The 22,125-nt window shown below is 64.9% G+C and carries 17 protein-coding genes; 13 read left to right on the top strand and 4 right to left on the bottom strand.

The genetic code is table 11. The features are described 5' to 3' along the window. The first annotated feature begins 54 nt into the window (after positions 1-54). A complete protein-coding gene (locus QA642_RS15440) occupies positions 55-1,374 on the top strand; it encodes a dicarboxylate/amino acid:cation symporter (protein WP_283085417.1) in 1,320 nt (439 codons plus the stop codon). Between the two features lie 12 nt (positions 1,375-1,386). On the opposite strand, the gene QA642_RS15435 is transcribed toward QA642_RS15440, so the two are convergent. Both QA642_RS15435 and QA642_RS15430 read right to left on the bottom strand, forming a co-directional pair. Then, positions 1,387-2,760, bottom strand: a complete 1,374-nt coding sequence (locus tag QA642_RS15435) for a hypothetical protein (protein WP_283085416.1) — start codon at positions 2,758-2,760, stop codon at positions 1,387-1,389. 102 nt (positions 2,761-2,862) lie between these two features. Next, a complete protein-coding gene (locus QA642_RS15430; protein ID WP_283085415.1) occupies positions 2,863-4,137 on the bottom strand; it encodes an allantoate amidohydrolase in 1,275 nt (424 codons plus the stop codon). A 389-nt stretch (positions 4,138-4,526) separates the two neighbouring features. Here QA642_RS15430 and QA642_RS15425 point away from each other — a divergent pair, with 389 nt between their 5' ends. The 6 genes from QA642_RS15425 to QA642_RS15400 are packed head-to-tail and all read left to right on the top strand — an operon-like array spanning position 4,527 to position 10,397. After that, positions 4,527-5,639, top strand: coding sequence for a BMP family ABC transporter substrate-binding protein (locus QA642_RS15425; RefSeq protein WP_283085414.1), 1,113 nt, complete (start codon positions 4,527-4,529; stop codon positions 5,637-5,639). Then, positions 5,636-6,748, top strand: coding sequence for an ABC transporter permease (locus tag QA642_RS15420; RefSeq protein WP_283085413.1), 1,113 nt, complete (start codon positions 5,636-5,638; stop codon positions 6,746-6,748). The genes QA642_RS15425 and QA642_RS15420 overlap by 4 nt, the downstream gene beginning before the upstream one ends. Beyond that, positions 6,748-7,674, top strand: a complete 927-nt coding sequence (locus QA642_RS15415; protein WP_283085412.1) for an ABC transporter permease — start codon at positions 6,748-6,750, stop codon at positions 7,672-7,674. The genes QA642_RS15420 and QA642_RS15415 overlap by 1 nt, the downstream gene beginning before the upstream one ends. A gap of 11 nt (positions 7,675-7,685) precedes the next feature. Next, complete coding sequence (locus QA642_RS15410; RefSeq protein WP_283085411.1) at positions 7,686-8,369, top strand: isochorismatase family cysteine hydrolase; 684 nt, start codon at positions 7,686-7,688, stop codon at positions 8,367-8,369. Further along, positions 8,366-9,898, top strand: a complete 1,533-nt coding sequence (locus QA642_RS15405) for an ABC transporter ATP-binding protein (protein WP_283085410.1) — start codon at positions 8,366-8,368, stop codon at positions 9,896-9,898. The genes QA642_RS15410 and QA642_RS15405 overlap by 4 nt, the downstream gene beginning before the upstream one ends. Positions 9,899-9,911: 13 nt before the next feature. Further along, positions 9,912-10,397 carry a nucleoside deaminase gene (locus QA642_RS15400; protein ID WP_283085409.1) on the top strand — a complete coding sequence of 162 codons (486 nt, stop codon included), beginning with the start codon at positions 9,912-9,914 and terminating at the stop codon, positions 10,395-10,397. A gap of 187 nt (positions 10,398-10,584) precedes the next feature. On the opposite strand, the gene QA642_RS15395 is transcribed toward QA642_RS15400, so the two are convergent. Continuing rightward, on the bottom strand, positions 10,585-11,694 hold the full coding sequence (locus QA642_RS15395; protein ID WP_283085408.1) for a hypothetical protein: 1,110 nt from the start codon (positions 11,692-11,694) through the stop codon (positions 10,585-10,587). 570 nt (positions 11,695-12,264) lie between these two features. Between QA642_RS15395 and QA642_RS15390 the strand changes: the two genes are divergently transcribed. The 4 genes from QA642_RS15390 to QA642_RS15375 all read left to right on the top strand — a co-directional run bounded on the left by QA642_RS15390 (position 12,265) and on the right by QA642_RS15375 (position 16,968). Further along, the gene (locus QA642_RS15390; RefSeq protein ID WP_283085407.1) at positions 12,265-13,836 is read left to right on the top strand and encodes an ABC transporter ATP-binding protein; all 1,572 of its coding nucleotides are present in this window, start codon (positions 12,265-12,267) and stop codon (positions 13,834-13,836) included. Beyond that, positions 13,820-14,911, top strand: coding sequence for an ABC transporter permease (locus QA642_RS15385; RefSeq protein ID WP_283085406.1), 1,092 nt, complete (start codon positions 13,820-13,822; stop codon positions 14,909-14,911). Before QA642_RS15390 ends, QA642_RS15385 begins: the two co-directional genes overlap by 17 nt. Beyond that, on the top strand, positions 14,898-15,815 hold the full coding sequence (locus QA642_RS15380) for an ABC transporter permease (protein WP_283085405.1): 918 nt from the start codon (positions 14,898-14,900) through the stop codon (positions 15,813-15,815). Before QA642_RS15385 ends, QA642_RS15380 begins: the two co-directional genes overlap by 14 nt. A 76-nt stretch (positions 15,816-15,891) precedes the next feature. Further along, a complete protein-coding gene (locus QA642_RS15375; protein ID WP_283085404.1) occupies positions 15,892-16,968 on the top strand; it encodes a BMP family ABC transporter substrate-binding protein in 1,077 nt (358 codons plus the stop codon). Between the two features lie 109 nt (positions 16,969-17,077). Here the strand turns inward: QA642_RS15375 and QA642_RS15370 are convergent, their stop codons facing one another. Further along, positions 17,078-18,427 carry an 8-oxoguanine deaminase gene (locus QA642_RS15370; protein ID WP_283085403.1) on the bottom strand — a complete coding sequence of 450 codons (1,350 nt, stop codon included), beginning with the start codon at positions 18,425-18,427 and terminating at the stop codon, positions 17,078-17,080. Between the two features lie 148 nt (positions 18,428-18,575). Here QA642_RS15370 and QA642_RS15365 point away from each other — a divergent pair, with 148 nt between their 5' ends. After that, the gene (locus QA642_RS15365) at positions 18,576-19,403 is read left to right on the top strand and encodes an FAD binding domain-containing protein (RefSeq protein WP_283085402.1); all 828 of its coding nucleotides are present in this window, start codon (positions 18,576-18,578) and stop codon (positions 19,401-19,403) included. After that, positions 19,400-22,123: a molybdopterin cofactor-binding domain-containing protein gene (locus QA642_RS15360; RefSeq protein ID WP_283085401.1), complete on the top strand. Its 2,724-nt coding sequence runs from the start codon at positions 19,400-19,402 to the stop codon at positions 22,121-22,123. Before QA642_RS15365 ends, QA642_RS15360 begins: the two co-directional genes overlap by 4 nt. The last annotated feature ends 2 nt before the right edge of the window (positions 22,124-22,125 follow it).

The raw sequence follows: 22,125 nt of genomic DNA, 5'->3' as shown, positions 1-22,125 counted from the left end.
CGGTTGTTGCTCCTTTTTGACGTCCAAGACGCGTCAAACCGGGGGAGTTTCAACATGTCGACCATCACCGCGGCACCCACCGCCGAACCGAAGCCGCTCTACACCTCGCTGTTCGTCCAGGTCCTGGCCGCGCTGGTGCTCGGCGTCATCCTGGGGATGGCCGCCCCGGACTTCGCCGTCAGCCTCAAGATCCTCAGCGACGCCTTCCTGAAGCTGATCTCGATGATCGTGGCACCGATCGTGTTCTGCGTTGTCGTGCACGGCATCGCTGGTGCCGGCGACCTCAAGAAGGTCGGCCGGGTCGGCGTCAAGGCGCTGGTCTATTTCGAGGTCATGACGACCGTCGCCCTCGTGGTCGGGCTGCTGCTCGCTTACATCTTCGGCCCCGGCCACGGCATGAACATCGATCCCTCGACGCTCGACGCCAAGGCGCTCAACACCTATGCCGACAACGCGCACAAGCTGTCCGGCGGCGGCATCGGCGCCTTCTTGATGAACGTGATCCCGACCACCTCCTTCGATGCGCTGTCGCGCAACGACGTGCTCCAGGTCCTGTTCTTCGCCGTGCTGTTCGGCGTCGGCCTCGCACTGGTCGGCGGCGAGAAGGGCGCGCTCGTCACCTCCATCATCGATGCGGCTTCCACCGTGCTGTTCCGCGTGATGGGCCTGATCGTCCGCGTCGCCCCGCTTGGCGTGCTCGGCGCGGTCGCCTACACGGTCGGCAAATACGGCGTCGGCTCGCTCAAGCAGCTCGTCTCCCTGGTGATGCTGTTCTACGTCTCGGTCGGCATCTTCGTGCTCGGCGTGCTCGGCGGCGTCATGGCGCTCGCGGGACTCAACATTCTCAAGTTCCTGGCCTACCTGCGCGAAGAACTCACCATCGTGCTCGCGACCGCCTCATCCGACGCGGTGCTGCCGCAGATCATGAAGAAGCTGGAGCGCATGGGCGTGAAGGATTCCGTCGTCGGTCTCGTCATCCCGACCGGCTATTCCTTCAACCTCGACGCCTTCTCGATCTACCTGACGCTCGCAGTCGTCTTCATCGCGCAGGCGACCAACACACCGCTGTCGTTCGGCGATCTTCTCCTGGTGCTCGGCGTTTCCCTGATCACCTCGAAAGGCGCTCACGGCGTGCCTGGTTCGGCCATCGTGATCCTTGCCGCGACGCTGAACGCGGTGCCGAGCATTCCTGCGATCGGCCTCGTGCTGGTGCTGTCGGTCGACTGGTTCATCGGCATGGCCCGCGCGCTCGGCAACCTCGTCGGCAATTGCGTGGCGACGGTCGTCGTGGCCGCCTGGGAAGGCGACCTCGACCGCGCCAAGGCAGCGAAGGTGCTCGAGGGCGGCGAGCTTGTGGACGTAACCGCGGGATAGCGCCCTTGAGGCTCAGTCATTCCACTGGAGGAGCGGCGTTCCATACGCCCTCCTCCAGACCGACAGGAAGCGCGGAAACCAGGAATGCGCCACCGCGCCCTTGTAGGCCCAGGTGCGGTACTTCAGACCCTGCTCCGAGATCAGCTCCTGATAGCCGCCGTGGACCTCGGTCGCAGTGCGAATGTCCTTCAATATCCCTTGCGCGCAGGCGCGGTAGGTGTCGCTCCCTGAGAATTCATCGAAGTCCAGCATGCGATCGGCGAACTCGACGTTGAACGTCGGCCAGGACGAGCGTCCCTGGTAGGCGGGCGCCGCGATCTTGTGGATCATCTTGTTGCGCGGATTATCCGCCGACACCAGGAAGTGAAACGTGCTGGGGATGCGAAACCGCGGCTCGGCGACGATCAGATCCGTCGTCGCCGCGAACAGCGCGCGCTCGCTCGCATCGTTCATATTCCAGAAGCCGCGATGCACGCTGACGAAATCCAGCGCGACCTGAGACACCGGCGTGCCCGCCGGGCTGTCGAGGGAATGCCTGATATAACCGTCCTTGCCGAACAGATGCAGCAGGCCGCTCTTGTACTCTGCGAGATCGCGCCCGAGCACCCGCTTCAGCTCGTTCTCCTCGAGGATGCCGAGCTGCGCGCCCCACACGAATGTCGTGTAAACGCAGGCATTGTTGACGAAACGCCGTCGCTCGGCGCGTGTGTCGGTTGCCGCAGAGCGCGGCCCGCTGGCGTCGCAGAGCAAATATCTGGTGCCGTCGGCGTCGAACGGTTCGAGCTCGCTCGCAAGCTTCAGGATTGCGCGCTTCAAATCGCTACCGTATTCGGCCAACAGCAAGCGGCCGGCATGGGCGCATTGCGACATCGCAAGATAGGACGATGCCCTCTCCTCCGCGGAGATCATCTGCCGGAGACCGGCGAGAACACCAAGCAGCGTATCCGAGGGGCGCGAGAAGTAGTTCACGCCGAGGTAGCGGCCGCGTCCCGCCGGAACGATGGTCGTCGTAACGACGTCGGCGCGAACCGCTTCGAGCAGCAGACGAACGCTCTTTTCGAGCAGGCGCGCCCGGCGCACCGCGTCCTGCGCATCCATGATGGTCTCGGGATCGAGGACATCAGGATAGAACCAGGCGAAGTCGCGCGGGTAATAGGCCGATGCGTGCGGCGCGCCGGTGACGAGAAAGGCCTCAGTCACCGAAAAGGCGCTGTCCATCGAGTGCCGGTAGAGGTCCTCGATGGCCGACAACGAATGGGGCGATTGTCTCAGGAATCGATCACCGAGAAAATTGACCGCCTGAAGGGCATTGGCGACGAAGGTCGCAGCCATGCCCTGGTAAAACCGGTTCTCCCGATGTGATGGAAAGGAAATATCGCTGTTCATCTGTGCAGGTCGGTGATGTCTCGAGATCCCGGTGACGGCGGTCACCCATTTTACACATGTCTGATTCGTGTCTCTACCCGGTGACTTGCGGCTTCATGACGGTCAGCTCTCGCCGGCGTGATCGTGGCGCGGCCTGAAATGCTCGATCACCCTGAGCAGCACCCGCGCGCCGGCATCGGCGTCGGCAAGCTCGACATGCTCGTCCGGATGATGGCTGATGCCGCCACGACAGCGGACGAAGATCATGCCGACGTCGGCGATGTCGATCATCGCCATGCCGTCGTGCCCGGCCCCGCTCGGCAGCTCGAACACGGCAAAGCCTTCCGTGGCGATCGCCCGCGCGATCTGGTCCTTCAGCCATGGCGCGCAAGGCGCGGTGCGGTTCTCGTGCGTGACGTCGAGCTGAAGCGTCAATTGCCGGCGCTTTGCGATCGCCTCGATCTGCCTGACGACATCGGCCACCGCGCGCTTGCGATGCATGTCGGTCGGCGCACGCATGTCGATGGTGAAGGACACCTCACCCGGAATGACGTTGGTGGCGCCGGGCCGCGCCTGCATGTAGCCGACGGTGCCGACCAGCCCGCTCTCGTCGGTTCGGCAGAACTCTTCGATCGCGCCGATACATTCGGCCGCGCCCGTGAGTGCGTCGCGACGCAGCGCCATCGGCACCGTACCGGCGTGGCCTGCCATGCCGGTCAGCTGCGCCGCAAGCCGTGTCGCGCCTGCGATTGCCGTGACCACACCGACGGGCAGGTTCTGCGCTTCCAGCACCGGCCCCTGCTCGATGTGCAATTCGAGATAGGCGAGCAGCTCGCGCCGCGTCCGCGCCGCCTTGCCGATGTGCTCCGGATCGAGCCCGAACTGAACCAGCGCATCGCGCATCGAGATGCCATCGCGGTCGCGTGTGTTCAAAACGCTCTCGTCAAAAGTGCCGGCCACCGCACGGCTGCCGAGCAGCGTCGAGGCAAAGCGCACCCCTTCTTCATCGGCAAATCCAACCACCTCGATCGCAAACGGCAGCCGCTTGCCACGACGGTTGAGGTCGGCGACGCAGGCGATCGCCGTGATGACGCCGAGAGGGCCGTCCCATTTGCCGGCATCGCGTACGGTGTCATAGTGCGAGCCGAGCATCAGGCAGGGCGCGCCCGGCCGCGCGCCTTCGTAGCGGCCGCAGACATTGCCGATCGCATCGAGATGCGCGCTCATGCCGGCGTCGCGCATCCAGCTCAGAATGAGATCCGCGGCCTTGCGCAGCTCCTTGCTGAGATAGATGCGGGTGAGCTTGTCGGCGTCTTCCGAGATCGCGGCGAGCTCGTTGATGCGGCGGACGATCTCATTTCCGAGCGATGCGTCTTGAACAGCGGTAGCAGCACCCATCTCGGTCGAGCTTTCCATCCTGAAGACCGCACGCGGCGATCGTGACAACAAACGATACAAGTTCGGTGCCAGCGAAGATCGCTCGGCCGACGCCGTGGTTAGCATGAATGCGGCCGACCGGCAGACGGTCCGGCTCACATCCACACATCGTGAGCGGGTTAATGCTGCTTAACTCTATTGCATACAATGAGGCTTGGCTGCTCACAAATTAATCTGCCAATTTCCTCGTCAGAATTTACATCGGACAGATAATTATACTGATCAAAGCCTTATTGCAGATTGCCTACTTCCTAAGCTCTGGCATGAAGCTTGCGACACTCTCCCTGGGCTCCGCCAGTCCGGCGCAGCCGCGAGATTGAAGGCGGGGCAGCCGCCAAGGGGAGCGAGCAATGGATTCTGGCAGGATTTCACGACGTCATGTGTTGCAGGGCGGCGCGGCCCTCACCCTCGGCGCTGCAGCGGGCCTCCGTCCGGCCTTCGCGGCCGAGACCACCATCGGCTTCATCTATGTCGGCTCACGCGACGACTACGGCTACAACCAGGCGCACGCGCAGGGCGCCGCGGCGCTGAAGAAAATTCCGGGCCTCAAGGTCATCGAGGAAGAGAAGGTGCCGGAGACCGACGCGGTTGAGAAGACGATCGAGTCCATGATCAATCTCGACGGCGCGACCCTGCTCTTCCCGACCTCGTTCGGTTACTACAATCCGCACATGCTCAAGATGGCCGCCAAGTACCCGAAGCTGCGCTTCGAGCACTGCGGCGGCCTGTGGAGCGACAAGGACCCGAAGAACGCCGGCAGCTATTTCGGCTACATCGACGAGGCCCAGTACATCTCGGGCATCGTCGCCGGCCTGACATCGAAGAGCGGCAAGCTCGGCTTCGTCGCGGCCAAACCGATCCCGCAAGTGCTGCGCAACATCAACGCCTTTGCGCTCGGCGCCAAGTCCGTCAATCCGAAGGCGACGACGCAGGTGATCTTCACCGGCGACTGGTCGATGCCGGTCAAGGAGGCCGAAGCCACCAACAGCCTGATCGACCAGGGCGTGGACGTGCTCACCTGCCACGTCGATGGACCCAAGACCATGGTCGAGAACGCCGCACGCCGCGGCGCCTCCGTCTGCGGTTATCACACCAACCAGTCGGCGCTGGCACCCAAGGCCTATCTCACCGGCGCCGAGTGGAACTGGGAGGCGCTTTATCCGAAGTTCGTCAAGATGATCGCCTCCGGCGAAGGTATCCCGAATTTCTACCGCGGGGGCCTGAAGGAAGAGATCGTGAAGGTCTCGCCCTATGGCGAAGCGGTGTCCGCCGAGGCGCGCAAAGCGGCCGACGAAGCCAAGGCAAAATTCCTGTCTGCCGACGGCTTTGCCATCTTCAAGGGCGGCCTCGTCGACAACAAGGGCAAGACGGTCATCCCGGCCGGCACCGATCGCGGCCAGAAGGATCCTGAACTGGAGAAGATGGACTATCTGGTCGAAGGCGTGATCGGAGCGACTTCGTGACCACGGAAGCCGCGGATTCTGCAGAAGCGGTCGGGGCAATCGCCCCGGCCGCCGATCCCGGCTTTCTCCAGCGCTACGGCGCGAGCATCGAATACGTCCTGATCCCGGGCGCGGCGCTGGCCGGCGCACTCGTGGTGTTCGGCATCTTCGTGGCGATGTTCGGCAAGAACCCGCTCGATCTCTATTTCTACATGTACTACGGCGCATTCGGCACCTGGTTCTCCTGGCAGAACACGCTGACGCGCGCAGCGCCCCTGATCCTCACCGCACTCTGCACCGCACTGCCCGCGCAGCTCGGCATGGTCATCATCGGCGGCGAAGGCGCGCTTCTGATCGGCGCGCTGTCGGCGACGAGCGCCGCGCTCGCGCTCCAGGGCATGCCGCCGCTCGTCGTGCAGATCGCCATGGTCATCGCAGGCGTAGTCGGCGGTGGTCTGTGGATCACGCTGTCAGGTGCACTGCGACAGTATCGCGGGGTCAACGAAACCATATCGAGCCTGCTGCTGGTCTACATCGCGCTCGCGATCCTCAACCATCTCGTCGAAAGCGTGATGCGCGATCCCGCCAGCCTCAACAAGCCGTCCACCCGCGAGATCGGCGCCGCCAACATGATCGGCAGCATTCCCGGCACCGACGTACATTGGGGTCTCCTGTTCGGCCTGATCGCCGCGATCGGCGCCTATATCCTGATCTATCACACCGTGTTCGGCTTCGCGGCGCGCGTTGCCGGCGGCAACATCCGCGCCGCAAAAATCGTCGGTCTCGGCGTCAGCAAGCTGATCCTGACCATCTGCTTCCTCGCCGGCGGCGCCGCCGGCCTTGCCGGCATGGTCGAGGTCGCGGCCGTGCAGGGGCGCACCAATGCCAACCTTGCAGCGGGTTATGGCTTCACCGGCATTCTCGTTGCCTTCCTCGCGCGGCAAAATCCGCTCGCGATCATTCCCGTCGCAATCCTTCTCGGCGGCATCAGCGCCAGCGGCGGCCTGCTGCAGCGCCGGCTCGGCTTGCCCGACGCATCCGTTCTGGTGCTCCAGGGCATCATCTTCGTCTTCGTGCTCGCCAGTGATGCGCTCTACGGCCGCATCGGATTCCTGAAAGGCAAATCCTGATGGCAGACGGATCGATCGGACTGTGGACCGTGCCGCTCGCCGTGCTTGGCGGCGCCATTCGCGTCTCGACGCCCTTCCTGTTCGTGAGCCTGGGGGAATGCATCACCGAACGATCCGGCCGCATCAATCTCGGCCTCGAAGGCACACTGGTGATGGGCGCGATGAGCGCTTATGGCATCTCCTATCTCACGGGATCGCCGTGGCTAGGGGTGCTCGCTGCCGGCATCACCGGCGCACTTCTCGGCGCGCTTCACGCCGGCATCTGCTCGCTGCCCCGCGTCAATGACGTCGCGGTCGGCATCGCCTTGATGCTGTTCGGCACCGGCCTTGCGTTCTATCTCGGCAAGCCACTGATCGAGCCGACCGCGCCGCGCCTGCCCGCGATCGATTTCGGCTGGTGGAGTGACATCCCGCAGGTGCGCGCCGCGCTGCAGGTCAACGTGCTGTTCCTGATCGGCGTCGCGCTGGCGCCAATCCTCTATTGGGCCTTCCGCACCACGCGCTGGGGCCTTCTCATCCGCACCGCAGGTGAAAGCTCGGATGCCGCGCGTGCGATGGGCCATTCCGTGCTCTTGATCCGCCTGCGCGCAACCATGGTCGGCGGCTTCCTCGCCGGCATCGGCGGCTCGTTCCTGTCGCTGTTCTATCCCGGTAGTTGGAACGAGGGCCTGTCCTCGGGCCAGGGCATCACCGCGGTCGCACTCGTCATCTTCGCCCGCTGGGACCCCCTGCTCTGCTTGTGGGCCTCGCTCGCTTTCGGCGGCGCCGCGGCGCTGGGACCGGCGCTGCAATCGGTCGGCGTCACCTCCGGCTATCACCTCTTCAACGCCGCGCCTTACATTTTGACGCTGGCGATCATGATCATCACCTGCTCGCCGAAACGCACGCTGACCGGAGCCCCGGCCGAATTGTCGATCACTCGCTAGGAAGCGAAATCATGCCCGAGCGCTACATCAAGTCCGAGCCCTATGCCTGGCCCTACAACGGCGATCTCCGCCCCCAAAACACCGCGCTCATCATCATCGACATGCAGACCGATTTCTGCGGCGTCGGCGGCTACGTCGACAAGATGGGCTACGACCTCTCGCTGACGCGGGCGCCGATCGAGCCGATCAAGAGGCTGCTCAGCGTCATGCGCGCCCAAGGCTTCCACATCATCCATACCCGCGAAGGCCACCGACCCGACCTCTCCGACCTGCCCGCCAACAAGCGCTGGCGCTCGCGCCAGATCGGCGCCGGCATCGGCGATCCCGGCCCCTGCGGCCGCATCCTGGTGCGCGGTGAGCCCGGCTGGGACATCATCGAAGAGCTGAGTCCCCTGCTAGGCGAGCCCATCATCGACAAGCCCGGCAAGGGCTCGTTCTGCGCCACCGACCTCGAATTGATCCTGCGCGTCCGCGGCATCGAGAACATCGTGCTCACAGGCATCACCACCGACGTCTGCGTCCACACCACCATGCGCGAGGCCAACGACCGCGGCTTCGAATGCGTGCTGCTGCACGATTGCTGCGGCGCGACCGACAAGAGCAACCACGATCACGCCCTGAAGATGATCAAGATGCAGGGCGGCGTGTTCGGCGCGGTTTCGACCTCCGACGCCTTCATCGGAGCGATTTCGTGATCATCGGCGAAACGCCACCTCCGGCGGGCGCCTTCGGCGTCGACGCCATCGCCATGACCATGCGCTTCGGCGACTTCCTGGCGCTGGACAATGTCGAGCTGAAGGTGCGGCCGGGCTCGTTCCACGCCCTGCTCGGTGAGAACGGCGCGGGCAAGTCCACGCTCGTCAAATGCATCATGGGCTATTACCACGCCACCGAAGGCGACATCCTCGTTGGCGGCCGCGAGCAGGCGATCGCCAACCCGAAGGACGCCCATGCGCTCGGCCTCGGCATGGTCTACCAGCATTTTACGCTGGTACCGGCCATGACGGTCGCGGAAAATCTCGTGCTGGCCCGCGATGATGTGCCCGCCGTGGTGAACTGGCCGAAGGAGATGAAAGAGCTCGAGGCGTTCCTTGCCCGGATGCCCTTCAAGGTCCCGCTCGGCGCGAAGGTTTCCGACATCTCCGCCGGCGAGCGGCAGAAGTGCGAGATCCTCAAGCAGCTCTATCTGAAGCGCCGCTTCCTGATCCTGGACGAGCCGACCTCGGTGCTGACGCCGGCCGAGGCCGACGAGGTGCTCGGCATGCTTCGCGACATGGTCGTCAAGGGCGAGCTGACCATCCTGATGATCACGCACAAGTTCCGCGAGGTCATGGCCTTCGCCGACGAGGTTACGATCCTGCGCCGTGGCAAGCTGGCCGGCGCCGGCAAGGTTTCAGAGCTGACGCCCGACGCAATGGCGCGCACGATGATTGGCGCCGAGGAGCTGACCGTGCAGCCGCCGCGTACCGGCGAAGCCGGCAAGGCGCGCCTTGAGCTGGACAAGCTCCGCGCGCTGGACGATGCCGGCGCCATGGCCGTGCATGACGTCTCCCTCACCGTCCGCGCCGGCGAGATCGTCGGCATCGCCGGGGTCTCCGGCAACGGCCAACGGCAGCTGGTCGAGGTGCTGGCCGGCCAGCGCGAAGCCGAGAGCGGCGAGGTCCGCGTCGCGGGCGATCCATACCACGCCAGCCGCGAGGAGATGCGGCGCCACAAGATGTCGCTGCTGCCCGAGGAACCGCTCAAGAACGCCTGCGTCGGCGGCATGAGCGTCGCCGACAACATCGCCTTCCGCGAGTTCGACCGCGCACCCTTTGCCAGCGGCGGCTGGTGGCTCAACCGCGGCGCCTTCCGCGATGATGCGACGAAAAAGATCGGCCAGTACAAGATCAAGACCCGCACACCGGAGACGCCGATTTCGGCGCTATCAGGCGGCAACGTCCAGCGCGCCGTGCTCGCCCGCGAGCTTGCGGGCGACGTCGAGGTGCTGATCGCGGCCAATCCCTGCTTCGGCCTCGACTTCGCAGCCGTGGCGCAGATCCATGCCGAGATCATGGCCGCGCGCAACCGTGGCGCGGCGGTGCTGCTGGTCAGCGAGGATCTCGACGAACTGCTCGAACTCTCCGACCGGCTGGTGGTGATGTTCCACGGCGAATTCGTGTATGAAGCACAGATCAGCGAGGCCGATCTTACGGTGGTCGGCCGGCACATGGCGGGGCATTGAGCACGGGACAGCGATGAGCGGCGCAGCCGAACGCGACGAACAGTTTTTACGCCTGTCCTTCGCGGTCGCCCGCCGGTCGCTCACCCATGGCAATCACCCCTTCGGCTGCGTGGTCGCCGATGCCGACGGCAAGGTCCTGATCGAAGCCGAGAACGGCTACATGCCGGATCACGACGGCACCGCGCATGCCGAGCGTCTGGCGGCCACGCAAGCCTGCCGCACGATCAGCCGCGATGTGCTGGCGACGGCAACGCTGTATTCCTCCGCCGAGCCCTGCGCGATGTGTGCCGGCGCGATCTACTGGGCCGGCATCGGCCGCCTCGTCTACGGCCTCAGCGAGCACCGTCTGCGCGGCATAACCGGCAACCATCCGGAGAACCCCACGCTCGACCTGCCCTGCCGCGAGGTCTTTACCAGTGGTCAGCGGGCAACCGAGGTCGTCGGCCCGCTGCTCGAGGATGAAGCCGCAGCGCTGCACCACGGCGTCTGGACAAAGTAGCTATTCCAGCAATCGGTACCGTAGGGTGGGCAAAGGCGCCCTTGCGCCGTGCCCCCCATCAGCACGCATGGAAGCAGAAGTGGTGGGCACGCTTCGCTTTGCCTACCCTACGGCAGCGGTTCTTTTCGCAAACACGAATGACGCCGCGCATCTCTACGCGGCGTCATTCGATCTCGAAATCCCTCGATCAGAACTTCACGGTGATACCGGAGTAGAGCGAGGACTCGGTGCAGGAGCCGGTGCTCACCTTCGTGCCACCGACGAAGGTGGTGCAAGCAAAGGCATTATTGTGATCGAGGCCGAACTTGTTCTGCCAGTAACGATAGGCCACCCAGACATCGACGAAGTGCGAGTACTTGTCGCCCCAGATTGCCTTCGAGGCATCCATTGTCAGACGGATCGGCTCCGAGTTGAACTCAACCTTGGTCGGATAGACGTTGTTGGCGACGCTGGCCGGAAGCGGCTCGGTGTCCGTTCCCTTCTTGCCGTACCACGCGGCACGGCCGCTGATCGAGAAATACTGCATGTTCGGCGGCAGGAAGCCGAGGTCCATGTAGTAGTTGGTTTCGATCGCCCAGGTCGGCTTGAACGAGGTGTTGCCGTCGGTCAGACACGGAGCGGAGAAGCCGGCCCCGCATTGCGAGAAGGAGTTGTGGTTGGAGAACTCCCAGTAAACCAGCGGCGCGACGTTGAAGTAGCCCTTGTAAGGCAGGTCGAAGGCGAACTGCAGACCGCCGACGACGTCGCGCTTGGCAGCGCCGAAATACCGGTTCTCCGTGTTGGCATCCATGCCAACCTCGAACGAGATGTTATGCAGCGGGCCTTGCGTGAATGCCTTGGTGTTGAAGAGCTCGTTCCAGCCGAAAGTGGAACGGAACAGGCCGTAGATCTCGGTCGCGCCGGCGCAGCTCGCCGGTGTGAACGCGAAGCCCGCCGCCGGCGAAACGATGCCCCCGGTTTGCGTGCAGGGACCGGCCGGATCGTTGTGGTCCGACTTGAACATCGAGATGGTGAAAAAGTTGGTGCCGTAAGCCCAGAGGTCGAAGTGGGTGAAGGAGTAGACCTGCTTGGTGGTCTTGGCGTTGATCACACCGTTGGTGTTGGTGAACGCGCCAGGCTGCGAGGCATTGAAGATGTAGGAGAAGGTGACTCGGTCGTCGATCACCAGGAAGAACGGCAGGTCGGCCGCCTTCTTGGCCGCCTTGACCGGCAGATCCGCCGCGAGAGCCCGGCCACCGGTGGCCAGCATAGCAAGTGACAGCGCCGTTGCTGCAATTGCCCTAGAACGAAACGACATCCTGAATACCCCCAAGTTTGGACACGTAAAAATCAACGCCCTTGGGTGCGACACTTGCGCCGATCTTTCGGAGTGAGAAGCCTCAACTTTTTTCAGCGCATGCCGCTTGTTTCGGCAGCGGACAGCAATTTCCTACGAGCTTTGGCGCTTGTTGTGCTTCGCCGCTGATTGCGGGCAGCAGCGCGACGTCCGACCCGCGCCACACATTCCTGCCTGATATTGTTAGGCTTTAGCGAATTTCTGAAAATTGGAATACGATCGCGCACGACCGGTGTCGAGCCGGCCGAGAATTGCATACGCGTGCTGGCGCGAATTTGCGCAACTTCACCTCACCCCTGCACAGCGGGTTCCGATTTGGCGTAGACCGTCACAAATTTGCAACAGGCTGCCTGCGGGCGTCAACCGTCTTGAGGTCGATCGGAGATGATGGGGCCTGGCGAGGCTGGCGACTCGCGAGGCCGAACCGCCTGCCGAAGCGTTGAGCAAGGGATGACGCTTTTTCGCATCTTACGCAGCGCCACAAACTAGCCCACAATTGAGGCACTCCATCCCATGCAAGCCCATCAGCGAATGTTGGATCCGACGCCTACCAGCCCGCATTCCGGCGAGCCCCCTCTGCTCCAGACGATCGGGCTCACCAAGCGCTATGGCGATTTCCTCGCCAACGATTCCATCGACATCGAGATCTGGCCGAAGCAGATCCATGCCCTGCTGGGCGAGAACGGTGCCGGCAAATCGACGCTGGTCAAGGCGATCTACGGATTGATCCAGCCCAGCGCCGGCGAGATTCGCTGGCGGGGCGAACGACTCGTGCTGTCCGGCCCTTCGGAAGCCCGCAGCCGCGGCATCGGCATGGTGTTCCAGCACTTCTCGCTGTTCGACAATCTCACGGTCGCCGAGAACGTCGCGCTCGGCCTCGACGGCAGGGAATTCTTCAAGGACATGTCGGCGCGATTGGAGGAGGTGTCGAAGACCTACGGCCTGCCGCTCGATCCCAAACGCGAGGTCTGGCAATTGTCGGTCGGCGAACGCCAGCGCATCGAGATCGTCCGAGCGCTGATGCAGGACCCGCAATTCCTGATCCTGGACGAGCCTACCGCGGTGCTGACACCGCAGGAGGCTGACCAGCTCTTCATCGTACTGGAGCGGCTCAAGGCGGAAGGCCGCGCCATCCTCTACATCAGCCACAAGCTCGAGGAGGTGAAGCGGCTCTGCGACACCGCCACGATCCTGCGCGGCGGCAGGAAGGTCGAGACCTGCAATCCCAGGCTCGAGACCGCCGCCTCGCTCGCGCGCATGATGGTCGGCGGCGAGATCAAGCAGGTGAAGGCGCCCGCGGGCCGGAAGACCACCGTGCCGCGGCTCGTCATCAACGATCTCTCGCTCGCCCCAGGCGAGGCGCACGGTGTGCGGCTCGAGCACATCTCGTTCGAGCTGAAGGGCGGCGAGATCCTCGGCATCGCCGGCGTCGCCGGAAACGGCCAGGACGAGCTGTTCGCCGCGCTGTCCGGTGAACGCCTGTCGAAGGACCCCGGGACGGTGGTGATCGAAGGCATCGCCGCCGGCCACCTCTCGATCACGCAGCGGCGCAAGCTCGGCGCCGCCTTCGTGCCCGAGGAGCGGCTCGGCCACGGCACCGCGCCACGCATGAAACTGTCGGAGAACGCGCTGCTCACCGGGCATGCCGCCAGTGGCATGGTCCATCACGGCTTCATCGACACCGCGGCCACGCTGAACACCGTCGATCGCGCGACGGAGACGTTTGACGTCCGCAAGGCCAAGCGCGATCCCGAGGCCGCGAGCCTCTCCGGCGGCAATCTGCAAAAGTTCATCGTCGGACGCGAGATCCTGCGCAACCCGGCGGTGCTGGTGGTGAGCCAGCCGACCTGGGGCGTCGACGCCGGCGCGGCCGCCGTGATCCGCCAGGCGCTGCTTGATCTCGCGACCGCAGGCGCCGCCGTGCTCGTGACCAGCCAGGATCTCGACGAGCTCGCGGAGATCGCCGACCGCATCGCCGTGATGTTCCATGGCCGGCTCTCCGCGCCGCTTGCCACCAGCGAAGCAACCCGCGAAAAGCTCGGCCTTCTCATGGGCGGCAGCAGCCTCGAGCCGAAGGAGGCCGCGCATGCAGCTGGTGCTTGAGAAGCGCTCCGAGCGGTCCAACACGATCGCGCTGGTCTCGCCGTTGATCGCGATCGGGCTGACGATCGCAACCATGGTCATCCTGTTTGCGATCCTCGGCAAGAATCCGCTGCTCGCCCTGCACGCCTATTTCATCGCTCCGCTCACCGACGGCTATTCGCTTCAGGAGATCGCCGTGAAGGCGACGCCGCTGGTGATGATCGCAATCGGGCTGTCGCTCTGCTATCTCGCCAATGCCTGGAACATCGGCGCCGAAGGTCAATTCCTGATCGGTGCCGTCGCCGGAAGCTGGATCGCCGTGAAGACACAGGGCACCGACGCGGGAGCCTGGGTATTGCCGGCCATGCTCGTGCTCGCAGCCGGCGCAGGCGCGCTCTATGCGCTGATCCCGGCGATCTGCAAGGTCAAGTTCGGCGCCAGTGAGATCCTGACCAGCCTGATGCTGGTCTATGTCGCCGATCTCCTCCTCGACTATCTCGTGCGCGGCCCCTGGCGCGATCCGCACGGCTTCAATTTCCCGACCACCGCCGAGTTCGATCCGGTCGCGACCGTTCCGCTGCTGATTGAAGGCGGCCGCCTGCACCTCGGCTCGATCATCGCCCTGCTCGTCGTCGCGGCTGCCGCGATCCTGCTCGGGCGCACCATCAAGGGTTTCGAAATTCGCGTCGTGGGTGCCGCGCCCCGCGCTGCCCGGTTCGGCGGGTTCAACGCCAACCAGCTGGTCATCCTGACCTTCGCGGTCTCGGGCGCGCTGGCGGGGCTTGCCGGCATCATCGAGGTCGCCGGTCCCGTCGGGCATCTCCAGCCCGGCATCTCGCCCGGCTACGGCTTTACCGCGATCATCGTCGCCTTCCTCGGCCGGCTGAACCCGCTTGGAATATTAATTGCAGGCCTTTTCCTCGCGCTGACCTTTATCGGCGGCGAGCAGGCACAGATCGCGATGAAGATCCCGTTGGATGTCACCAAGGTTTTCCAGGGCATTTTGCTGTTCTACGTGCTCGCCTGCGATTCCCTCATCCTCTACCGCTTCAAGCTGGTCTTCCCGAACCGACAGGTGGCCCGTGGAGCTGGTTGAAGCCATCATCCTCTCGGTGCTCGCCGCATCGACGCCGCTGCTGATCGCGGCGACCGGCGAGCTCGTGACCGAGCGCTCCGGCGTGCTCAATCTCGGCGTCGAGGGCATGATGATCGTCGGCGCGGCCTGCGGCTTTGCCGGCGCTTGGCTGACCGGGTCGATTCTGGTCGGCGCACTGTTCGGCATCGTTGCGGGCACGCTGATGTCGCTGATCTTCGCGCTGATGGCGCTCGGACTCGCGGTCAACCAGGTCGCGACGGGACTGGCATTGACCATCCTCGGCATCGGACTCTCCGGCCTGATCGGCGCCGGCTTCGTCGGCGAGCGCATCACGCCGGCCGCGCATCTGCATCTTCCCGGCCTCAGCGACATTCCGCTCATCGGCCGCGTGCTGTTCGGCGAGGACGCCTTCGTCTATTTCTCCATCGCGCTCATCATCGGCGTCTGGTGGTTCCTGTATCGCACGCGGGCGGGATTGATCCTGCGCGCCTGTGGCGACAATCACGTCTCGGCACATGCGCTCGGCTATCCGGTGCTGCGCATTCGCACCTTCGCCGTGATGTTCGGCGGCGCCTGCGCAGGTCTTGCCGGCGCCTATCTGCCGCTCGCCTACACGCCGTTCTTCATTCCCGGCATGACCGCGGGCCGCGGCTGGATCGCGCTGGCGCTGGTCGTGTTCTCGTCCTGGCGGCCCGGCCGGCTCGTCATCGGCGCTTATCTGTTCGGCGCGGTGACGATCCTGCAACTGCATGCGCAGGGCTGGGGCGTCGGCATTCCCTCGCAGTTCATGTCGGCGCTGCCATACCTTGCAACCGTCATCGTCCTGGTTCTGTTGTCCCGCGCGCGCACCGGCGGCTCGACCGCGCCGGCCGCCCTCGGCACAGTGTTCGTGCCTGACCGCTGATGTTTTTTCCGCGAGGTGCGCGATGGGGCGCGCACCTTGCGGATCGTGGCTTTCCCCTGATGTTTGGAGATCGATGATGAGGAAATCACTTCTTGCGCTGGCTGCCGGACTGTTGCTTGCCGGAAGCGTCAGCGCGGCCTCCGCCGCCGACAAGCTGAAAGTCGGCTTCATCTATCTGGGTCCGATCGGTGACTTAGGCTGGACCTACCAGCACGAGCTGGCACGCCAGGCGCTGGTGAAGGAGCTCGGCGACAAGATCGAGACCACCTATCTGGAGAACGTGCCCGAAGGCCCCGACGCCGAGCGCGCCATCGAGCAGCTCGTCCGCGCCGGCAACAAGCTGATCTTCACGACGTCGTTCGGCTACATGGACCCGACGCTGAAGGTCGCCAAGAAATATCCGAACGTGCATTTCGAGCACGCCACCGGCTACAAGCGCAACCCGAACATGTCGACCTACTCGGCCAAATGGTATCAGGGCCGCTACATCCAGGGCCTGATCGCGGCCAAGATGTCGAAGTCGGACGTGCTCGGCTATATCGGCTCGTTCCCGATTCCGGAGGTCGTCTCCGGCATCAATGCGACGATCCTGGCGGCGCAGACCATCAACCCGAACATCAAGGTCAAGGTCATCTGGGCCAACACCTGGTTCGATCCGGGCAAGGAGGCCGATGCCGCCAAGGCGCTGATCGATCAGGGCGCCGACGTGATCATGCAGCACACGGATTCGCCAGCGGCGATGCAGATTGCCAGCGAACGCGGCAAGCTCGCCTTCGGGCAGGATTCCGAGATGATCAAGTTCGGTCCCAAGACCCAGCTGACCTCGATCCTGGATACCTGGGGCCCCTACTACATCGAGCGTGTCAAGGCCGAGCTCGCCGGAACCTGGAAGTCCGAGGACAGCTGGGGCGGCCTCGACAGCCACATGTTCGCGATGGCGCCTTACACCAACATGCCTGACGACGTGAAGAAAATGGCCGAGGATGCCCAGACCGCGATCACCGCGGGCAAGCTGCACCCGTTCAAGTGCCCGGTCGTTGGGCAGGACGGCAAGCCGATCGAGTGCAAAGGCGGCGATCACCTCGACGACGGCCAGATCCTCGGCATGAATTTCTACGTGAAGGGCATCGACGACAAGCTGCCGGGCAAGTAGCACGCTTCTTGCATTGACTAAATCACCTGCTCCTCCCGGAGGAGGTTCGGAGGGGGTGGCCAGAAGCACCCGGCACTTGTGGTCGCCCCCTCCATCTATTCTGCCTCGATCATCCCGCCTGCATGGCCCGCGCCGCCGAACTGTGGCGGCGGATGAGATCGGCGACATCAAGGCCCGGGATCGCCCCGTCGACCACCGCCCATTGTCCCGCCACCATGACCCGGTCGGCGCGATGCGCTCCGCACAGCACCAGCGCGGCCAAGGGATCGCCGTGGCCCGAGAAGCGTAATTCGTCGAGCTTGAACAGCGCCAGATCCGCGGCCTTGCCGACAGCGATCTCTCCGAGTTCCGGCCGGCCGACGCAGGCCGCCGAGCCCCTTGTGGCCCAGCGCAGCGCATCCTTGTGGCTGACCTTGCTCACGCCATAGCGGGCGCGTTGCAGCAGGAACGCCGCGCGCACCTCCTGCATCAGATTCGATCCGTCGTTCGAGGCCGAACCGTCGACACCGAGTCCGATCTGGACACCGGCTTCCTCCATGTCGCACACGGGACAGCAGCCGGAGGCCAGAATCTGGTTGCTGCACGCGCAGTGACTGATGGTCGTCCTGGCCTTGCCGAGCCGCTTCATCTCCGCGTCATTGAAAAAGATACCATGGGCGAGCCATGTGCGCGCATTGAGCCAGCCGCATTGCTCGAGGTAGTCGAGCGGACGGCAGCCATACATCTGCTGGCAGAACTTGTTCTCGTCCTCGGTCTCGGCGAGGTGGGTGTGCAAGCGCACGTCGAGCTTGTCCGCGAGATCGGCGGTCGCGCGCATCAGCGACGTCGTCACCGAGAACGGCGAACATGGCGCCAGCGCAATCTGCACCATCGCATCCGCGCCGCGCTGATGATGTTTTGCGACCACGCGGGCGCTGTCGGCCAGGATCGTATCCTCGTCCTGCACGACGCTATCAGGCGGCAGGCCGCCGTCGCGCTGCGACAGGTTCATCGAGCCGCGCGTCAGCAACACGCGCATCCCGAGCCGCGTCGCGACGCCGACTTCAATATCGACGGCGTCTTCCAGGCCGGCCGGAAACACATAGTGATGATCTGTCGTCGTGGTGCAGCCGGACAGCAGCAATTCGGACATCGCCACGGTGACGCCGAGCTCGAGCCGCTCCGGCGTGAGCTTCGCCCACACCGGATAGAGCGCCTTGAGCCAGGGAAACAGCTCTCGGTCCATCGCCGCCGGCAGCGCCCGCGTCAGCGTCTGATAGAAATGATGATGCGTGTTGATCAACCCCGGCAGCACGACATGCTCGCCCGCCTCGAACACCACGACGTCGGCCGTCGCCGGCGCGCCGCCGGTGGGGACGAGCTCGACGATCCGGCCATCCCTCACCACGATCCCGCGCTCGGCGCCGTCGGCGAGGATAGCGAGGGGATCCCTGACCCAGATCGGCTTTGCGTCGCTCATGATCTCACCTCTCCTCACATTCGCGCGACGGGCACCCAATGCGGCCAAGTGCCCAAACGCCGTTCTGCCGCGACTTGTTTGTTGCGACTTGGCTCCGGTCTTGCAAGACTCATCCCACGATTCATCGGGCGAAAGCGCTGGCACAGCCATGGATTTGAATACCATCACGACGGTCGCCCATCCGCAAACGCGCGCGCAGTTGCCCGCCTGGACGGCAGGCGATGCCTGGCTCGCGGGCGGCACCTGGCTGTTCTCGGAGCCGCAAATCCACCTGCGGCGGCTGATCGACCTCACTGACCTGAAATGGCCGGCGCTGACGATCACAGACAGCCATCTCTCCATTGCGGCCACCTGCACCGTGGCGCAGCTCGATGGTTTCGCCTGCCCACCGGACTGGCTAGCGGCGCCGCTGATCGGCCAGTGCTGCCGCGCCTTCCTTGCTTCGTTCAAGATCTGGAAGACGGCAACGGTCGGCGGCAATCTCTGCATGTCGCTGCCGGCCGGACCGATGATCTCGCTCACCTCGGCGCTCGACGGCGTCTGCACCATCTGGAAGGCCGGCGGCGGCGAGCAGAAGATCGCTGTGGTCGATTTTGTCCTTGGCAACCAGCGTAATCGGCTGACGCCAGGTGACCTCATACGGCAGATCAACATCCCGCTCGCCGCGCTGAGGCGCCGCACCGCGTTTCGTCAAATATCGCTGGCGCCGGTCGGCCGTTCGGCGGCGCTTCTGATCGGCAGCCTCGATGCCGACGGCACGCTGACGCTGACGGTCACGGCATCGACGGTGCGACCGATCCAGCTATCCTTCTCCAAGGCCCCGGCCGCCAGCGCGCTTCGCGAGGTGATCGCCCAGCAGATCACGGATGATTTGTACCACACCGACATCCACGGCAAGCCGCTCTGGCGCAAGCACATGACGCTACGGCTTGCCGAGGAGATACGCGCCGAACTCTTGGGGGCAACGCCGTCATGAGTTTCGAGATCAACGGCAAGGTCTTTTCGGATGAGCCGCGCGCGGGCCAGTGCCTGCGGACGTTCCTGCGCGAGCTCGGGCATTTCGGCGTGAAAAAGGGCTGCGATGCCGGCGATTGCGGCGCCTGCACCGTGCTGCTCGACGGCGAGCCCGTGCATAGCTGCCTGATCCCTGCGTTCCGCGCCGAAGGGCGTGCCGTCACCACGATTGAAGGTCTCGGCGGCGATCATGGCGCGCATCCGATGCAGCAGGCCTTCCTCGACGCGCAGGGCTTTCAATGCGGCTTCTGCACCGCCGGCATGATCCTGACCTGCGCCTCGCTGAACCAGGCGCAGCGCACCGATCTTGGATCGGCGCTCAAGGGCAATATCTGCCGCTGCACCGGCTATCGGTCCATCGAGGACGCGCTGCTCGGCAAGACCAATGTCGAGGACAGCGTCGAGGCCGGCGCTGCGTTCGGCCGCAGCCTTCCGGCGCCCGCCGGCCCGGACGTCGTGCGCGGCAAGGCGTGCTACACGTTCGACACTGCCATCGCGGGCCTGCTGCATATCAAGCTGCTGCGCTCGCCGCATGCGCATGCCAGGATCGTCGCGATCGACACGTCGGAGGCACTGCGCGTCACCGGCGTGCACGCGGTGCTGACGCACGAGGATGCGCCGTCGGTCCTGATCTCGACCGCTCGGCATGAGAAGGACTGGATGGATCCCGAGGACACCCGCATCCTCGATGACGTCGTCCGCTTCATCGGCCAGAGGGTTGCTGCGGTCGTGGCCGAGAGCGAGGCCGCCGCCGAGGAGGCGTGCCGCCGGATCAAGGTCGATTACGACATCCTGCCGGCGCTGATCGATCCCGAGCAGGCGATGGCGCCGGGCGCGCCCGTCCTTCATCCTGACCGCACCACCGCGAACCGCATCGCCAATCCCCAGCGCAATCTTGCGGCGGAGACGCATGGCGAATTCGGCGACGTCGCCGCAGCACTCGCCACCTCCGCCGCCACCTATGAGGCCACCTTCCACAGTCACCGCGTGCAGCATGCCGCGCTGGAGACACATGGCGGCCTCGCCTGGCTCGATGCCGCGGGCGTGCTCAATGTCCGCACCTCGACGCAGGTGCCGTTCTTGACCCGCCGCGCGCTGTCCGACATCTTCCAGCTTCCCATGGACAAGGTCCGCGTGTTCTGCGAGCGCGTCGGCGGCGGGTTTGGCGGCAAGCAGGAGATGTTCGTCGAGGACATTCTGGCGCTTGCTGCGCTCAGGACGGGACGTCCGGTGAAGCTGGAGTTGACGCGCGAGGAGCAGTTCATCGCGACCTCGACGCGGCACCCGATGCGGGTCCACATCAAGGCCGGCGCCGATGCCGACGGCCGGCTGACCGCGCTTCAGCTCGAGGTGCTCTCCAACACCGGCGCTTACGGCAATCACGCCGGCCCCGTGATGTTCCACTCGCTGTCCGAGTCGATCGCCGTCTACAATTGCCCGAACAAGCGGGTCGACGGCTACGCCATCTACACCAACACGGTGCCGGCGGGCGCGTTTCGCGGCTATGGCCTGCCGCAGACGCAGATCGCCATCGAAGCCGCGATCGACGAATTGGCCAGGCAGCTCGGCATAAGCTCCTACGACATGCGCCGGCGCAACGTCGTCAAGCCGGGCGATCCCATGCTGTCGCCCCCGCCGTCCGAATTCCACGACGTGCTCTATGGCTCCTACGGGCTTGACCAGTGCATCGACCTCGTCGAGCGCGCGATGCAGCCCAATGGTTCGCAGCCGGAGCTATCCCCGGAATGGCTGATCGGCGACGGCGTCGCGCTGACCATGATCGACACGGTCCCGCCGGCCGGCCACATCGCCGATGCCATGATCGCGCTCAACAACGATGGCGGCTTCGACCTCACCGTCGGCACCGCCGAGTTCGGCAACGGCACCAGCACCGTGCACCGCCAGATCGCCGCGACGATCCTTGCGACCACCGTCGACCGCATCCGCCTGCGCCAGTCCGACACCGCCCATGGCGGCCACGACACCGGCGCCTATGGCAGTGCCGGCACCTTCGTCGCGGGCAAGGCCACGCACGCCGCCGCCTCGCAGCTTGCGACAGAGCTGAAAGCCGCAGCCGCCGACGCGTGGCTCTGCGACATCGCGAGCTGCACGCTCGACGACGAGGCGGTCGTCAGCGGCGTGCGGCGCATGCCCTTCACGGAGCTTGCGACGCTCGCGCGCGAACGCGGCCAGCCGTTCGCCGCTACCGGCAATTCCGGCGGCACGCCGCGCTCGGTCGGCTTCAACGTGCAGGGCTTTCGCGTCGCCGTGAACAAGGGCACTGGCGAGCTCAGGATTCTGCGCAGCGTGCAGGCTGCGGACGCGGGCGTCGTCGCCAATCCCATGCAGTGCCGCGGTCAGGTCGAAGGCGGCGTGGCGCAGGCGCTTGGCGCCGCGCTCTACGAGGAGATGGTGATCGACGCCGAGGGGCGCGTCACCAACCCGAAATTCCGCGACTATCACCTGCCGTCCTTTGCCGACGTGCCGCGCACGGAGGTCTTCTTCGCCGACACATCCGACACCATCGGGCCCCTCGGTGCGAAGTCGATGAGCGAGAGTCCCTATAATCCCGTCGCGGCCGCGCTCGGCAACGCCATCGCCGATGCCACCGGCATCCGCTTCACCGCGCCGCCGTTCAAGCCGGACCGGCTGTTTCCGGCGCTGCTCGAGAAGTTTGGATAGGC

It is taken from the genome of Bradyrhizobium sp. CB2312, from assembly GCF_029714425.1.
In the GTDB taxonomy this organism is placed as follows: Bacteria; Pseudomonadota; Alphaproteobacteria; order Rhizobiales; family Xanthobacteraceae; genus Bradyrhizobium.
Note: the sequence above shows the minus strand (reverse complement) of the source record. Positions and strands in the feature narration are given on the sequence as shown.